Here is a 13,834-nt window from a genome sequence, read left to right as displayed (position 1 = left end):
ATGTTGCTGCTGCCTAAAATTGAGGCAGCCGAAATATGACTTGATCAGGCTTTGCCTCGTGGCCGAGCAAGTGTGCCCGATGACTAAAAGGCGCGGAACGTTACCACGGTGAACGTGTCCTTGATGCCGGGGAGAATCTGCACCTTTTCGTTGACGAAATGGCCGACATCTTCCTCGTCGTCGACATAGAATTTGGCGAGCAGATCGTAGTTGCCGGCAGTGGAGTAGATTTCCGAGGCGATCTCGGCATCGGCAAGCGCGCTGGCAACCTCATAGGATTTGCCGAGCTCGCATTTGATCTGCACGAAAAACGCCTTCATGGCTTCGTCCCGCTAAACGTCCAAGTCCAAGCGGCCCTTCTGGCAGACTGGAGGCGGGCTTTCAAGCGCTGGAATGAATGCTCAGCCGGCTCGGACCTGGGCTACCACCTCTTGCAGCTCTGCCACCGGCCTGCCGCGCTTGAACAGCCTGCCGCCGACCGCTAGGGCCGGCGTACCCCGCGCTGGCGAATAATCGCAATCGCTGAAACCGCAATGCGCTGCCAAGCGTATGTTATGATGCGTCCTCGGACAGCACTGTTTTTGAGGATATTTCGCGGGACAACGGAGACAGGCCATGCGCCGCGCCTTTTTCGCATTCGCAGTCGTTCCATTCCTCTGCGCGTCGTTGGCATTCGGCGGTGATGCCGAGATCAAGGCAGGACAGTCCGTCATTGACGGTCAGTTGAAGGCCCTCATCGCCAATGACGGCGTCACTGCCTACAGCTTCGCCGCCCCGAATGTGAAACGGATTTTCCCGACCGTCGACGCCTTCATGAACATGGTGGCAAACGGCTACCCGCCGGTGCGCAGGCCGCGGACCTATTCCTTCGGCAAGGTCGAGGAGACGGCTCCGGGTTCGATCGTCCAGCAGGTGCTGATCGTCGGCCCCGACGGCAAGGACTACGAGGCCGTCTACACGTTGCAGCAACAGCCCGACGGCACATTCCAGATCACCGGCTGCAGCCTGCGCGCGTCGAATTCGCTCAGCACCTGAGGCCTCACAGCAACGGGATATCGCCCCTCGCCCAGCCCTCGGTGATTTCTGCGCCGCGCGCCTCGAAGGTGCCGGCCTCGATCCCGGCGCGGATGTCCTGCATCAGTTTCTGGTAGTAGGAAAGGTTGTTCCACGTCAAAAGCATGGCGCCAAGCGCTTCCTGCGAGCGCACCAGATGATGCAGATAGGCGCGCGAATAGTCCCGGGCGGCCGGGCAGTCGCTTTCCTCATCGAGCGGGCGCGGATCGTCGGCATGGCGGGCGTTGCGCAGATTGACCTTGCCGCGCCTTGTATAGGCAAGACCGTGCCGGCCGGCCCGCGTCGGCATAACGCAGTCGAACATATCGATGCCGCGCGCCACCGATTTCAGGATATCGTCCGGCGTGCCGACGCCCATCAGATAGCGCGGTTTGTCTGCTGGCAGTTCCGGACAGGTGATGTCGAGCATTTCGAGCATCACTGCTTGCGGCTCGCCAACGGCAAGGCCGCCAACGGCATAGCCCTTCAGTTCCATCGCGCTCAGCGCCTGCGCCGAACGCACCCGCAGCGCTGCATTGTCACCACCTTGCACGATGCCGAACATCGCCTTGCCCGGCTGGTCGCCGAACGCCGTCTTGCAGCGCTCGGCCCAGCGCAGCGACAACTCCATGGCGCGCTCGATCTCCTTCGTCTCAGCCGGCAACGCCGTGCATTCATCAAGCTGCATCTGGATGTCGGAATCGAGCAATCCTTGAATCTCGATCGAGCGCTCCGGCGACATCTCGTAGGCGGCGCCGTCTATATGCGAGCGGAAGGTGACACCCTTTTCGGTCAGCTTTCTCAGCTTCGACAGCGACATCACCTGAAAGCCGCCGCTGTCGGTCAGGATCGGATGCGGCCAGCGGGCGAATTCGTGCAAGCCGCCGAGCCGCGCCACGCGCTCGGCGCCGGGCCGCAGCATCAGATGGTAGGTGTTGCCCAGGATGATGTCGGCGCCGACACCGCGCACCTGGTCCATATACATCGCCTTGACGGTGCCGCCGGTGCCGACCGGCATGAAGGCCGGCGTGCGGATTTCACCGCGCGGCATGTCGATCACACCGCGCCGCGCCTTGCCGTCAGTCGCCAGAACCTTGAAGCTGAACGGCTTAGCCATTGAATTCCTTGTCGTGGACCGGAGCGCCCGGTGCCTGCTTGTCGAGCGACTGGCGGTAGTGGATGCAGCCGCGCATGAATTTGGGCCAGGGTGGCACGGCGATTGCCGGTTCGGTTTTTTCCGGCAGAAGGTCCCACAGATCGGGGTGATGCCAGCACAGATCATGGCCGGTCGCATCGCGATGCTGGCGAATGCCGGCGCGCAGTTTTTTCACCTCCGCGATCAGGGCATCGCGGTCCAGGCTCTCGAGATCATCGTCCATCGCTCGTCTCCGCCCGAAAAAGCAGGCTTGCGTCGCCATAGGAATAGAATCTGTAGCGGTTCTCGATCGCATGCGCATAGGCCGCACGCATCGTGTCGAGGCCGCTGAAGGCCGAAACCAGCATGAACAGCGTCGAGCGCGGCAGATGGAAATTGGTCATCAGCATGTCGGCGGTGCGAAAGCGATAGCCGGGCGTTATGAAGATGTCGGTCGGGCCGGACCATTCGGCGAGCGTGCCATCTGCCAGGGCGGCGCTCTCCAGCAGGCGCAGCGAGGTCGTGCCGACAGCAACGATGCGCCCGCCCCTTGCTCTTGCGGCATTCAGGGCGTCCGCAGCGGCCTCACTGACCGAACCGGTCTCTGCATGCATCTTGTGGTCGGCGGTGTCGTCCGCCTTCACCGGCAGGAACGTGCCGGCGCCGACATGCAAGGTGACGAAGCGGCGTTCGATGCCCTTGGCGTCAAGCGCTGCAAAAAGCTCCGGCGTGAAATGCAGGCCTGCTGTCGGTGCCGCGACGGCGCCTTCCTCCCGGGCATAGATGGTCTGGTAGTCGGCGCGGTCGCGTTCGTCGTCGTCGCGCTTCGAAGCGATATAGGGCGGCAGCGGAATGTGGCCGACCGCATGCAGCGCCTCGTCGAGGAAAGGTCCCGACAGGTCGAAGCCGAGCAGCGCCTCGCCGCCCTCTCCTTTCTCGATCACGGTGGCGTCGAGCTGACCGAGGAAACAGGAATTGCCGTCATGGCCGAAATGGATGCGGTCGCCTGCGGCGATGCGCTTGCCCGGCCGCATGAAGGCCAGCCAGCGGTCCGGCGCCATGCGCATGTGCAGCGTGGCCTCGACTTGCGCCGCCGCCTCGCCGCGCCGTCTGATGCCTTTGAGCTGCGCCGGAATGACCTTGGTGTCGTTGAACACCAGTACGTCGCCGGCCCTCAGCAAGGATGGCAGGTCGCCAACCCCGCGGTCGTCCAGCCCTTCGCCGGGTTTGACCACCAGCATCTTGGCGCTGTCGCGGGGCTCTGCTGGACGAAGCGCGATGCGCTCCTCCGGCAGGTCGAAGTCAAAGAGATCGACGCGCATCAGTAGAGCCGGACGAGCAGCGCTCCCGCCAGCAGCAGCACCGCGCCGGCGACGCGGCCGAGCGAGATTTCACGCACCGCGACGCCGAGGAAGCCGACGCGGTCGATGAGCATGCCAGCCAGCAACTGGCCGGCGACCAGAAACGCCATCAGCGCGGCGGCGCCAATGCGTGGCGTGAGAATCGTCGACAGCGTGACATAGAAGCCGCCGAGCATGCCGCCAGCCACGAACAGCCAGGGCGCCGGCGCTTTCCAGTCGAGCGAGATGCCTTGCAGCTTCACCACCGCAACGGAGATGATGCCGAGCACGAGCGCGCCCGACAGGAACGAAAACGCAGCCGCCGCGACCGGGAGACCCAGGCCGCGCGCCAGCTGCGAATTGATCGGCGCCTGAATGGCAATGAAGGCGCCGGACAGGATGCCGAGAAGCGACCAGACGACGCCCATCATTGTCGATTACCCTTACTTGACGTCGGCCGCGACCTTCAGCGACACGATCTTGTCGGGGTCCTGCACCGGCTCGCCGCGCTTGATCTTGTCGACATTGTCCATGCCTTCGATGACCTGGCCCCAGACCGTGTACTGACGGTTGAGGAAGGCGGCATCGTCGAAGCAGATGAAGAACTGCGAATTGGCCGAGTTCGGGTTCTGCGAACGGGCCATCGAGCAGGTGCCGCGGCCATGGTTGGCGTTGGAGAATTCAGCCTTTAGGTCCGGCTTTTCTGAGCCGCCCATGCCCGCGCGGGATGGAGCAAATGTCGGTTTCGAGGAATTGCCGAACTTGACGTCGCCGGTCTGCGCCATGAAGCCCTCGATGACGCGGTGGAAGACCACGCCGTCATAGGCGCCTTCGCGGGCCAGTTCCTTGATGCGGGAGACATGGCCGGGCGCCAGGTCGGGGAAAAGTTCGATGACGACCTTCCCCTTGGTCGTTTCCATGATGAGCGCGTTCTCGCGGTCCTTGATTTCGGCCATGTCAGATATCCTTTTGAGAAAACAGAGTTATTTGTCGGCGGCGATGCGCACTTTGATCATCCGGTCCGGGTCGCTGACCGTGCCGTTGTCCGCCTGGTCGCCCTTCTTGATGTGGTCCACCAGCTCCATGCCGCTGACGACATTGCCGACGATGGTGTACTGGCCATCGAGCGGCGGCGCCGGCGCGAACATGATGAAGAACTGCGAATTGGCGGAGTTGGGGTCTTGCGAGCGGGCCATGCCGACCACGCCGCGCTTGTAGTGTTCGGTCTGCGAGAATTCGGCCGGCAGGTCGGGCAGATCGGAACCACCGGTGCCGACGGCCTCGGCGCTGAAACCCTTCTTCATATTGCCGAACTTGACGTCGCCGGTCTGCGCCATGAAGCCGTCGATGACGCGGTGAAAGGCGACGTTGTCATAGGCGCCCTGGCGCACCAGCTTCTTGATCTGGGCGACGTGCTTGGGCGCGAGATCGGGCCTCAGCGCAATGGTGACGTCGCCGTCCTTCAGCGTGATGATCATGGTGTTTTCCGGGTCGGCGGCGAAAGCCGAGACCGACGCGGTCACAAGACCGGCAAGCACAACGAGGAACGAGGCGAGCTTTTTCAGCTGCATATCTGTCTCCGGGGTCTTATTTCTTGAATTTGGCGGTGAGCGCGCCAGCGACAGCCGCCGGCACGAAGGGGCGGATGTCGCCTCCCATCGAGGCAATCTGCCGGACAAGTGTGGCGGTAATGGTGCGCACGGAAGGGCTGGCGGGTAGAAAAACCGTCTGCAGTTCAGGCGCCATGGTCTCGTTCATGCCGGCCATCTGCATCTCATAGTCGAGATCGGTGCCGTCACGCAGGCCGCGGATCATGATCGAGGCGCCCTGCTTCCTGGCCGCCTCGATGACCAGCCCGTCGAAGGCGACGACCTTGATGCGGGCGCCGTCGCTGCCGAATTCCGCCTTCGTCGCCGTCTCGATCAGCTTCACCCGCTCCTCGAAGGAAAACAGCGGTCGCTTGCCCGGATGGATGCCGATCGCCGCATAAACGATATCGGCCACCGCCAGCGACGCCTTCAGCACATCGAGATGGCCGTTGGTCAGCGGGTCGAAGGAGCCAGCATAGAGGGCGATGCGTTCAGTCATGGCAGGTGCTTCTAGCGAGCCTCTCTCGCAAAGGCAAATCCGATTGGCGCGCCGGCCGTGAACCTTTTCCGGCGCATGAACGACAGATGAACACGCTGATCACGAAGCCTTCACGCAGCGTTCACTAGGTTGCACCTTAATAAGATGAAACCAAAATCCCATCTATCCGTTGTTAGGCGCAGGAGAACACGCACATGCTGATCTACATGCTCGCCACCGCAATGACCGTCGCCATGCTGATCGCCACCGTATTTGGGCTGCATCAGGAGGCACAACGCGTCCGCGTCAAGGCAAACACCAAGCGCTTCGAAGGCTTCGGCCCCCGCAAGCCGTATCGCCACTACTGATAAAGCCTAAACGTGCTGCCGCGCCGGCCGATGGGCCGGGCGTTGCCATGTCAAAACCTGGGTGCCGGACTTAGTCGGTCCCCTCCGGACCAGCATCCGGCGCCGCAGCGGCATCAACAGCGCCCTCGACCGTCTCTTCGCTTTCTTCGTCCGATTGCGGTTCCGAGATCCGCTCGACCGAAACCACCTTTTCACCTTCAGCCGTGTTGAAGATGGTCACGCCCTTGGTGGCGCGGCTGGCGAAACGGATGCCGTTGACCGGAACCCGGATGACGGTGCCGCCATCCGATACCAGCATGATCTGGTCGTCATTGCCGACCGGGAACGTCGCCACCAGCCGGCCGATCTCGGCTACCTTCGAGACGTCGGTGGCGCGGATGCCCTTGCCGCCGCGTCCGGTCAGCCGGAAATCATAGGACGAAGAGCGCTTGCCGTAGCCGAATTCGGTCACCGTCAGCACGTACTTCTCATGAGCCTTGAGGAACTCGTAGCGCTCGTCGGAAAGCTCGGTCTCCTCGCCAACCTCTTCATTGGTCAGCGCGATCTCTTCCTCTTCGCCGGCAGCGATTCCGGCGGCAAGCCGCCGTTCGGCCGCCGCCCGCTTGAGATAGGCCGCGCGCTCGGCTGGCGGCGCATCGACATTCTCGATCACGGACATCGAGATGATGCGGTCGGTCTCGGCCATGGTTATGCCGCGCACGCCGACCGAGTTGCGGCTCTGGAAGACGCGCACGTCGCCGACCGAAAAGCGGATGCACTGACCGGAACTGGCAGTCAGAAGCACGTCGTCATTGTCGGTGCAGGTCTCGACGCCGAGGATCTCGTCGCCCTCCTCCTCCAGCTTCATGGCGATCTTGCCGTTGCGGTTGACCTGGACGAAGTCGGAAAGCTTGTTGCGGCGCACGGTGCCGCGCGTGGTGGCGAACATCACGTCGAGATCGCCCCAACTGGTCTCGTCCTCGGGCAGCGGCATGATGGTGGTGATGCGCTCGCCCTGCTCCAGCGGTAGCATGTTGATCAGCGCCTTGCCGCGTGACTGCGGATTGCCGATCGGCAGGCGCCAGACCTTTTCCTTGTAGACGATGCCGCGCGAGGAGAAAAACAGCACCGGCGTGTGCGTGTTGGCCACGAACAGCCGGGTGACGAAATCCTCTTCCTTGGTCGACATGCCGGAGCGGCCCTTGCCGCCGCGGCGCTGCGCCCGGTAGAGCGACAACGGCACGCGCTTGATGTAGCCGGAATGGCTCACCGTCACGACCATGTCCTCGCGCTGGATCAGGTCCTCGTCTTCCATGTCCGCCCCACCATCGGTGAGCTCGGTGCGGCGTGGCGTGCCGAACTCGTCGCGCACGGCGGCAAGCTCGTCCTTGACGATCTGCTGGACGCGCGCGCGGGAAGACAAAATGTCCAGATAATCAATGATTTCGGCGCCGATCGTGTTCAACTCATCGGCGATTTCGTCGCGGCCAAGAGCGGTCAGGCGCTGCAGGCGCAGTTCGAGGATGGCGCGCGCCTGCTCCTCGGACAGATTGTAGGTGCCGTCCTCGTTGATGCGATGGCGCGGATCGTCGATCAGAAGGATCAGCGATTCGACGTCGCCGGAGGGCCAGCGCCGCTCCATCAACTGCTCGCGCGCCGTCTGGGGATCCGGCGCGGTGCGGATCAGCTTGATGACCTCGTCGATGTTGGCGACGGCGATGGCGAGACCGACCAGCACATGGGCGCGGTCGCGCGCCTTGCGCAGCAGGAATTTCGTCCGCCGGGTGATCACCTCCTCGCGGAAGGTGACGAACGCCTTCAGCATGTCGGTCAGCGTCAGCAGTTCCGGCTTGCCGCCATTCAGCGCCACCATATTGGCGCCGAAAGAGGTCTGCAGCGGCGTGAAGCGATAGAGCTGGTTGAGGATGACGTCGGCAACCGCGTCGCGCTTCAATTCGATGACGACCCGGTAGCCCTGGCGATCGCTCTCGTCGCGAATGTCGGAAATGCCCTCGATGCGTTTGTCGCGCACCAGTTCAGCCATCTTCTCGATCATCGACGACTTGTTCACTTGGTAGGGAACTTCGGTGATGATGATCGACTCGCGGTCGTTGCCACGCTGTTCGATGTTGACCTTGCCGCGCATGACGATGGAGCCGCGGCCGGTCGAATAGGCGCTGTAGATGCCGGAACGGCCAAGCACGATGGCGCCGGTCGGGAAATCCGGCCCCGGGATGATCTCCATCAGCGCCGGCAGGTCGATCGCCGGATTGTCGATGATGGCGATCGCGCCGTTGCAGATTTCGCCGAGATTGTGCGGTGGGATGTTGGTCGCCATGCCGACGGCGATGCCGCCCGAGCCGTTGACCAGAAGATTGGGAAAACGTGCCGGCAGAACCTTCGGTTCGCTGCCCGAGGCATCGTAAGTGTCCTGGAAATCGACAGTATCCTTGTCAATATCCTCCAGAAGCTCGTGCGCGACCTTGGTCAGCCGCGCTTCCGTGTAGCGCATCGCCGCCGGCGGATCGCCGTCGATGGAGCCGAAATTGCCCTGTCCGTCGATCAACGGCACGCGCAGCGACCAGTCCTGCGCCATGCGCACCAAGGCGTCATAGATGGAAGCGTCGCCATGCGGATGGTATTTACCCATCACGTCGGCTACCGGACGCGCCGACTTCACATACTTGCGGTTCCAGTGGTAACCGCTCTCATGGGCGGCGAAGAGAATGCGGCGATGCACCGGCTTCAGACCGTCGCGCACGTCGGGCAGCGCGCGGCTGACGATCACGCTCATGGCGTAATCGAGATAGGAACGCTGCATCTCCTCGACGATGGATATCGGCTCGATGCCGGTGGGGCCGTCGTCGGCGCCGCGCGGTGTCTTCTGGTCGGTCAAATCGGATCACAATCTAATCAGGAATCACTTGGTGCTTATATAGGAAGCAAGACTGAAACTCCAACATGTCGGGCATTTTTCCAGTGTCATTTTTGGTGGTAATTTCAAATGGATACCACTGATTGCGACGATATGGCCAAGGCGGTTTTCGCCGCACTGAGGCAAAAGCCTGCGTGACTGCCTTTGCGAGCACTGGGCCGATTCACGAGACGGGAACGGCCGGTGTGCCACGGCGGGTGCGAAACTGGCCCGGCGTCTCCCCCATGATCCGCCGAAAGCGACGGTTGAAGGTCGACAGATCGTTGAAGCCGGCCTCGAAGGCGATCGCCGAGATCGCATCGTCAGACATGCGCAGCCGCACCGCGGCCCTGTGCAGCCGCGTCTTGAGCAGGAACTGATAGGGCGTCATGCCCGCGACCTGCCGGAAGATGCGCAGGAAATGGTAGGGGCTGGTCGCTGTTTCATCGGCAAGCGCCGAAAGCGAGACCGATCCGTCGGCGTCCAGTTCGATCCGCCGTACGGCCTCGGCAACCCGTTTCTGATCGCGACGGCTTGGTGCGCCCCTGGCATGCGTAGCACCAGAGGCTGTAGCCACGGCAGCTCCGGCCATGCGCAGGGAAAGTTCCTCGAAGGCGCCGTTGTCGGCCACATCGCGCGCGGTTTCCGCCTCGGCCAGCAGTGGCGCCAGGACCGGCAAAGGCGGCAGCCGGGGCGCCTCGAAAGCCAGCTTCCTGGCGCCCGATACGCCAGCCACGATCCGTTCCATGTAGGACGGACCGAAATGGAACGAGAGGCAACGGTCGCCGCTGCCATGCTCGTGCCCGCATTCGTAACATGTGCCGGGATTGCCGAGCAGGAGCGCGCCGGGCGCCAGCATCGCCGTGCCTTGTTGGGCACGGTAGCGGAACGTGCCGCTGGTGACCGCAGCGACGCAGAAATCCTGATGCGCTTCCTCGAACGGCCGGTCGCCGGCGCCGGCCGTGCAGATCACATCCGTCACGTGCCAGCCGGGTCCGGATGCGAGCGTGTGCGTGGTCGCTGTCATGACCGGAATATAGCAATTTTTCCCAAGCCCTGAACCCCGTCACCGCCTACTGCTCTCGGTCTCCTGACAACAAGAGACCGGAACCATGTTCGACCAATCCTCGTTTGCCGAAGCCCTGCACAGCTCCGGACCAGCAGAAGGGCTTGCTGAAAAACTGAGCCTCTACGGCCGCTTCGTCGGCGCCTGGACGTTCGACGCCTCGCGCCATCTCGAGGACGGCACGGTGCTGACCGGGCGTGGCGAGGTGCATTTCGGCTGGGTGTTGGAAGGCCGGGCCATCCAGGATGTCTGGATCCTGCCCGCGCGGGACGCTGGCTCCCAGCCTTCGCTCGGCAAATGGACTTTCTATGGCACGACGCTGCGCGTCTACGATCCCGGCGCGGATGCCTGGCACATCTTCTGGAGCGACCCGCGCAACCAGTATTTTAGCCGCCAGCTCGGCCGCGCCGAGGGCGACACGATCGTGCAAGTGGGCGCCGACGGCACTGGTACATCGGTGCGCTGGAGTTTTTCCCGCATCACCGAAGGCAGCTTCCGCTGGCTCGGCGAGCGCTCGCACGACGACGGCGCGACATGGCGGCTGGAAGTCGAGTTCCTGGCGCAACGAGCGAAAGCAAGATGACACCGCAAGATATTGTAACAATGGAGAAAATCATGTTCGATCATATCTCGATCGGTGTCTGCGACGCCGCCGCCGCCAAGCGCTTCTATGATGCCGCGCTGAGGCCGCTTGGCTACACCTGTCTCAGCCAGTCGCCAGGTTCGCTTGGTTATGGCGCTCAAAACGTCGTGTTGTGGGTGAACGAGGCGGCTCGGCCCGTGCCGTCGGACGACAAATCCGGCCTGCATTTCTGCTTCGCCGCACCAACGCGGGCCAGCGTCGACACTTTCCATGCCGGCGCTCTGCGCGAAGGCGGCAGAGACAATGGCGCACCGGGCCTGCGCGCCGACTATGGCGACAACTACTATGCAGCCTTTGTCGTCGACCCGGACGGCTATCGCATCGAGGCCTATTGCGGCGCTGCCGGTTAAACCCGGTTTCGCTGTCCTGACAGTTCCCACCGAACGGGCTTTGCTCTACCAATATCCTGGTACGGGCGCGGCCCGGCTGGAGGGTCAGAGATGCCGAGTTTCGACAGCCTGTTCAACGCCTTCGTCACCATTCTCGTGACCATCGATCCGCCCGGCCTGGCGCCACTGTTCCTCGCCGTGACGCGCGGCATGAACCGCGAAGAGCGCCAGCAGGTCTCCGTCCGCGCCTCGATCATCGGTTTCCTGGTGATGGCGCTGTTTGCGGTTGCCGGCGCCTCGATCCTGTCGGTGTTCGGCATCACGCTGCCAGCTTTCCGCGTCGCCGGCGGTTTCCTGCTGTTCTTCATCGCCTTCGAAATGGTGTTCGAGCGCCGGCAGGACCGCAAGGAGAAGATCGGCGACGTCGCCATCACCAAGGACATGATCCACAACATCGCCGCTTTCCCGCTGGCAATCCCGCTGATTGCAGGCCCGGGCGCCATTTCGGCGACTGTGTTGCTCTCCGGCTCGTTCCAGGGCTTTGCCGCGCAGGCGGCGCTGGTCGGCATCATCTTCGTCTGCCTCGCCATCACCTATCTGGTGTTCGTGCTGTCGGAACGCATCGACCGCATCCTCGGCCAGACCGGCCGCTCGATCCTGACCCGGCTGCTCGGCGTCATCCTGGCCGCACTTGCCGTGCAGTTCGTCGCCGACGGCATCAAGGCGCTGATGGCGGGCTGAACGGCAGTCCCTACTGCCTACTGCCTACTGCCTACTGCCTACTGCCTACTTCACCGTCGTGTCGATCACTTCGAAATCGTGGGTAATCGTGGCGGTCTTGGCCAACATCGCGGAGGCCGAGCAATATTTTTCGATCGAAAGGTCGATTGCCCGTTTGACCTTGTCGGGCGAGAGCGCCCTGCCCTTGACGACGAAATGCATATGGATGCGGGTGAACACCCTGGGCTCGGTTTCGGCCCGGTCGGCGTCGAGGTCGACCACGCAGTCCTCGATCGCCTCGCGGCCCTTTTCGAGGATATGCACCACGTCATAGGCTGAACACCCGCCGGTGCCGATCAGCACCAGTTCCATCGGGCTCGGCCCCGGCGTCTTGCCTTCCGGCCCGAGCGCGGTTCCCAGCACGACCTTGTGGCCACTGCCGGACTCGCCGACGAAGGTGCGCTCCTCAACCCATTTTACGCGTGCTTTCATCGAATTCGTCCTTCGCCGTATTTCGTTGATCGCCAAGTCGGCGTTCAATTCGACTATGCAAAACCCCGAAAGTCCATGAGGGACTCTCGGGGTAAAATTTCTGACTTAAGCCAAAATAGCATCTGCCGTTGCGATCAGAACGGGATCTCGTCGTCCAGTTCACGCGACGAACCGCCGCCACCGCCGCCCCTCGGAGCGTTGCCGCCGCCGCCACGATTGAAGCTTTCGCTCGGGCTTGACTGGCCGAAATCGGAACCACGGCTGCTGCCGCCACCGGCGTAGCCGCCGACCTGGCCGCCCTCACCCTGTCCGCGCGCGTCGAGCATCTGCAGCTCGCCACGGAATTTCTGCAGCACGACTTCCGTCGTGTACTTGTCGGCGCCCGTCTGGTCCTGCCATTTGCGCGTCTGCAGCTGGCCCTCGACATAGACCTTCATGCCCTTCTTCAGATACTGCTCGGCCACCTTGGCGATGCCCTCATTGAAGATGACGACGTTGTGCCACTCGGTTTTTTCCTTGCGCTCGCCGGAATTCTTGTCGCGCCAGCTTTCCGACGTCGCGATGCGGATGTTGACGACCGGCTCGCCCGAGTTCAGCCGGCGGATTTCCGGGTCCGCACCGAGGTTACCGACCAGAATGACCTTGTTGACGCTACCCGCCATGATATTTCTCCGCGCTCATCTGAAACAAATTTTTGTCGCAGCACCTTACAGGCTGCGGACGTCAGCCGCCTGCCATGGCTGCCTTTACCCACAAGGTTTTTGTTCCCTTTTCGTTCTTATCTGCATGCCCGCTTATTGTCAAGGAATGGCAGCAACATCTGAAGCCCTCATATGGGTTCGAAAAGAGCGCTTGCCAAATCAATAAGTGTAGACTTATGCTTTGGTCATGATCGAAGCAGAGATTTTCCGAGCCCTGGCCGACCCGACGCGCCGCGCCGTCTTTGAGCGGCTCGCCGCTGGCGAGATGAGCGTGTCGGAATTGCGCACCGGCATGACGGTGTCGCAGCCGGCGGTGTCGCAGCATCTGGCGGTGCTGCGCGGCGCCGGCCTGGTGGTCGAGCGGCGTGCGGGCCGCAACGCGTTTTACCGCGCCGATCCGCAGGGGCTCGCCCCCTTGCTCTCCTGGATCGAACGCTACCGGACCTTCTGGCCGGAACGCATCGAAAGGCTGAAGGCGGTTTTGAAGGACATGGATCAATGAAGAAGGCGAGATCAAAGACCAACGAGAGCCAAAGCGACGAGCCGGATGCGATCGAATTCGAGTACGACCTTGCCGAGCCGCCGGAAAAGGTCTGGCGGGCTCTAACCATACCCGAGCTGCTCGCCGCTTGGATGATGCCGAACGACATCAGGCCGGAAATCGGCAATCGTTTTGCCTTCACCGGTCCGGATGCGCCGATCGAATGCGAAATCCTCGACGCCGAGCCCGAACGGCTGTTGCGCTATTCCTGGCGGGAGCGCTCGCAGCCAGGCGATGGCGCGCGGCAGGATCCGCTCGACAGCCCATTGGACAGCATTGTCACTTTCACGCTCGCCCGCACCGTTTCCGGTGGCACGCATCTGCGCATCGTCCATGACGGCTTCGCCCGAACGGCAATGCCCGCAATTGCCATGACCGGCGCCGGCTGCCGGCTTTCGCTCGACGCAAACAACTCACGCAAGCCAATCGCCGCAAACACGCCTCGCCTCTTGCTGCGTGCAGCCTGAGCGACAACAACGGAGACAT

Annotated in this window: 19 protein-coding genes; 7 read left to right on the top strand and 12 right to left on the bottom strand. The window is 62.7% G+C overall.

Annotated elements, in window-relative coordinates; all coding sequences use genetic code 11:
* Positions 1-83 precede the first annotated feature (83 nt).
* Positions 84-320, bottom strand: a complete 237-nt coding sequence (locus ASD12_RS04570; protein ID WP_010909609.1) for an Lrp/AsnC family transcriptional regulator — start codon at positions 318-320, stop codon at positions 84-86.
* A 295-nt stretch (positions 321-615) separates the two neighbouring features.
* On the opposite strand from ASD12_RS04570, the gene ASD12_RS04565 reads away from it, so the two are divergent.
* On the top strand, positions 616-1,035 hold the full coding sequence (locus ASD12_RS04565; RefSeq protein WP_056582339.1) for a DUF4864 domain-containing protein: 420 nt from the start codon (positions 616-618) through the stop codon (positions 1,033-1,035).
* 4 nt (positions 1,036-1,039) lie between these two features.
* Here the strand turns inward: ASD12_RS04565 and tgt are convergent, their stop codons facing one another.
* From tgt to coaD, 7 genes are all read right to left on the bottom strand, one after another.
* A complete protein-coding gene (gene tgt / locus ASD12_RS04560; protein ID WP_056582337.1) occupies positions 1,040-2,170 on the bottom strand; it encodes a tRNA guanosine(34) transglycosylase Tgt in 1,131 nt (376 codons plus the stop codon).
* On the bottom strand, positions 2,163-2,432 hold the full coding sequence (locus ASD12_RS04555; RefSeq protein WP_056582336.1) for a hypothetical protein: 270 nt from the start codon (positions 2,430-2,432) through the stop codon (positions 2,163-2,165). The genes tgt and ASD12_RS04555 overlap by 8 nt, the downstream gene beginning before the upstream one ends.
* Entirely contained in the window at positions 2,422-3,510 is a 1,089-nt protein-coding gene (gene queA, locus ASD12_RS04550) for a tRNA preQ1(34) S-adenosylmethionine ribosyltransferase-isomerase QueA (protein WP_056582334.1), read from the bottom strand. Before queA ends, ASD12_RS04555 begins: the two co-directional genes overlap by 11 nt.
* Positions 3,510-3,959 (bottom strand): DMT family transporter, encoded by a 450-nt coding sequence (locus tag ASD12_RS04545; RefSeq protein WP_056582332.1) that lies wholly within the window; start codon positions 3,957-3,959, stop codon positions 3,510-3,512. Before ASD12_RS04545 ends, queA begins: the two co-directional genes overlap by 1 nt.
* Positions 3,960-3,971: 12 nt before the next feature.
* On the bottom strand, positions 3,972-4,484 hold the full coding sequence (locus ASD12_RS04540) for a peptidylprolyl isomerase (RefSeq protein WP_056582330.1): 513 nt from the start codon (positions 4,482-4,484) through the stop codon (positions 3,972-3,974).
* 27 nt (positions 4,485-4,511) lie between these two features.
* The gene (locus tag ASD12_RS04535; protein ID WP_244482732.1) at positions 4,512-5,006 is read right to left on the bottom strand and encodes a peptidylprolyl isomerase; all 495 of its coding nucleotides are present in this window, start codon (positions 5,004-5,006) and stop codon (positions 4,512-4,514) included.
* Between the two features lie 109 nt (positions 5,007-5,115).
* Entirely contained in the window at positions 5,116-5,616 is a 501-nt protein-coding gene (gene coaD, locus ASD12_RS04530; protein WP_056582326.1) for a pantetheine-phosphate adenylyltransferase, read from the bottom strand.
* Between the two features lie 194 nt (positions 5,617-5,810).
* Here coaD and ASD12_RS34770 point away from each other — a divergent pair, with 194 nt between their 5' ends.
* Positions 5,811-5,963 (top strand): hypothetical protein, encoded by a 153-nt coding sequence (locus tag ASD12_RS34770; protein WP_082525247.1) that lies wholly within the window; start codon positions 5,811-5,813, stop codon positions 5,961-5,963.
* Between the two features lie 70 nt (positions 5,964-6,033).
* Here ASD12_RS34770 and gyrA read toward each other — a convergent pair whose 3' ends face one another.
* Positions 6,034-8,838 (bottom strand): DNA gyrase subunit A, encoded by a 2,805-nt coding sequence (gyrA, locus tag ASD12_RS04525; protein WP_056582324.1) that lies wholly within the window; start codon positions 8,836-8,838, stop codon positions 6,034-6,036.
* A 202-nt stretch (positions 8,839-9,040) separates the two neighbouring features.
* Positions 9,041-9,883: an AraC family transcriptional regulator gene (locus ASD12_RS04520; protein WP_056582322.1), complete on the bottom strand. Its 843-nt coding sequence runs from the start codon at positions 9,881-9,883 to the stop codon at positions 9,041-9,043.
* A gap of 85 nt (positions 9,884-9,968) precedes the next feature.
* On the opposite strand from ASD12_RS04520, the gene ASD12_RS04515 reads away from it, so the two are divergent.
* The 3 genes from ASD12_RS04515 to ASD12_RS04505 all read left to right on the top strand — a co-directional run bounded on the left by ASD12_RS04515 (position 9,969) and on the right by ASD12_RS04505 (position 11,635).
* Positions 9,969-10,505 carry a hypothetical protein gene (locus tag ASD12_RS04515; RefSeq protein ID WP_056582320.1) on the top strand — a complete coding sequence of 179 codons (537 nt, stop codon included), beginning with the start codon at positions 9,969-9,971 and terminating at the stop codon, positions 10,503-10,505.
* 32 nt (positions 10,506-10,537) lie between these two features.
* Positions 10,538-10,915, top strand: a complete 378-nt coding sequence (locus ASD12_RS04510) for a VOC family protein (RefSeq protein WP_056582318.1) — start codon at positions 10,538-10,540, stop codon at positions 10,913-10,915.
* A 90-nt stretch (positions 10,916-11,005) separates the two neighbouring features.
* Complete coding sequence (locus ASD12_RS04505; protein WP_023670949.1) at positions 11,006-11,635, top strand: MarC family protein; 630 nt, start codon at positions 11,006-11,008, stop codon at positions 11,633-11,635.
* Between the two features lie 45 nt (positions 11,636-11,680).
* On the opposite strand, the gene ASD12_RS04500 is transcribed toward ASD12_RS04505, so the two are convergent.
* Both ASD12_RS04500 and ASD12_RS04495 read right to left on the bottom strand, forming a co-directional pair.
* On the bottom strand, positions 11,681-12,106 hold the full coding sequence (locus ASD12_RS04500; RefSeq protein ID WP_056582316.1) for an OsmC family protein: 426 nt from the start codon (positions 12,104-12,106) through the stop codon (positions 11,681-11,683).
* Between the two features lie 134 nt (positions 12,107-12,240).
* Positions 12,241-12,768 (bottom strand): single-stranded DNA-binding protein, encoded by a 528-nt coding sequence (locus tag ASD12_RS04495; RefSeq protein ID WP_056582314.1) that lies wholly within the window; start codon positions 12,766-12,768, stop codon positions 12,241-12,243.
* Between the two features lie 226 nt (positions 12,769-12,994).
* Here ASD12_RS04495 and ASD12_RS04490 point away from each other — a divergent pair, with 226 nt between their 5' ends.
* Together ASD12_RS04490 and ASD12_RS04485 are read left to right on the top strand one after the other, a co-directional pair.
* Positions 12,995-13,309 carry a metalloregulator ArsR/SmtB family transcription factor gene (locus tag ASD12_RS04490; RefSeq protein ID WP_056582312.1) on the top strand — a complete coding sequence of 105 codons (315 nt, stop codon included), beginning with the start codon at positions 12,995-12,997 and terminating at the stop codon, positions 13,307-13,309.
* Positions 13,306-13,815 carry an SRPBCC domain-containing protein gene (locus ASD12_RS04485; RefSeq protein WP_056582310.1) on the top strand — a complete coding sequence of 170 codons (510 nt, stop codon included), beginning with the start codon at positions 13,306-13,308 and terminating at the stop codon, positions 13,813-13,815. The genes ASD12_RS04490 and ASD12_RS04485 overlap by 4 nt, the downstream gene beginning before the upstream one ends.
* Positions 13,816-13,834: the final 19 nt, after the last annotated feature.

The sequence above is a fragment of the Mesorhizobium sp. Root102 genome (assembly GCF_001425625.1).
In the GTDB taxonomy this organism is placed as follows: domain Bacteria; phylum Pseudomonadota; class Alphaproteobacteria; order Rhizobiales; family Rhizobiaceae; genus Mesorhizobium.
This window is presented reverse-complemented; position numbering and strand designations above follow the sequence as displayed.

Bases quoted from the DNA above. Each gene is read 5' to 3' on its own strand.
- ASD12_RS04540 (WP_056582330.1), bottom strand. From the start codon at position 4,484: ATGGCCGAAATCAAGGACCGCGAGAACGCGCTCATCATGGAAACGACC.
- ASD12_RS04495 (WP_056582314.1), bottom strand. From the start codon at position 12,768: ATGGCGGGTAGCGTCAACAAGGTCATTCTGGTCGGTAACCTCGGTGCG.
- ASD12_RS04510 (WP_056582318.1), top strand. From the start codon at position 10,538: ATGTTCGATCATATCTCGATCGGTGTCTGCGACGCCGCCGCCGCCAAG.
- ASD12_RS04485 (WP_056582310.1), top strand. From the start codon at position 13,306: ATGAAGAAGGCGAGATCAAAGACCAACGAGAGCCAAAGCGACGAGCCG.
- ASD12_RS04555 (WP_056582336.1), bottom strand. From the start codon at position 2,432: ATGGACGATGATCTCGAGAGCCTGGACCGCGATGCCCTGATCGCGGAG.
- ASD12_RS04500 (WP_056582316.1), bottom strand. From the start codon at position 12,106: ATGAAAGCACGCGTAAAATGGGTTGAGGAGCGCACCTTCGTCGGCGAG.
- tgt (WP_056582337.1), bottom strand. From the start codon at position 2,170: ATGGCTAAGCCGTTCAGCTTCAAGGTTCTGGCGACTGACGGCAAGGCG.
- ASD12_RS04535 (WP_244482732.1), bottom strand. From the start codon at position 5,006: ATGATCATCACGCTGAAGGACGGCGACGTCACCATTGCGCTGAGGCCC.
- ASD12_RS04545 (WP_056582332.1), bottom strand. From the start codon at position 3,959: ATGATGGGCGTCGTCTGGTCGCTTCTCGGCATCCTGTCCGGCGCCTTC.
- coaD (WP_056582326.1), bottom strand. From the start codon at position 5,616: ATGACTGAACGCATCGCCCTCTATGCTGGCTCCTTCGACCCGCTGACC.
- queA (WP_056582334.1), bottom strand. From the start codon at position 3,510: ATGCGCGTCGATCTCTTTGACTTCGACCTGCCGGAGGAGCGCATCGCG.
- ASD12_RS04520 (WP_056582322.1), bottom strand. From the start codon at position 9,883: ATGACAGCGACCACGCACACGCTCGCATCCGGACCCGGCTGGCACGTG.
- ASD12_RS04505 (WP_023670949.1), top strand. From the start codon at position 11,006: ATGCCGAGTTTCGACAGCCTGTTCAACGCCTTCGTCACCATTCTCGTG.
- ASD12_RS04490 (WP_056582312.1), top strand. From the start codon at position 12,995: ATGATCGAAGCAGAGATTTTCCGAGCCCTGGCCGACCCGACGCGCCGC.
- ASD12_RS04515 (WP_056582320.1), top strand. From the start codon at position 9,969: ATGTTCGACCAATCCTCGTTTGCCGAAGCCCTGCACAGCTCCGGACCA.
- ASD12_RS04570 (WP_010909609.1), bottom strand. From the start codon at position 320: ATGAAGGCGTTTTTCGTGCAGATCAAATGCGAGCTCGGCAAATCCTAT.
- ASD12_RS04565 (WP_056582339.1), top strand. From the start codon at position 616: ATGCGCCGCGCCTTTTTCGCATTCGCAGTCGTTCCATTCCTCTGCGCG.
- ASD12_RS34770 (WP_082525247.1), top strand. From the start codon at position 5,811: ATGCTGATCTACATGCTCGCCACCGCAATGACCGTCGCCATGCTGATC.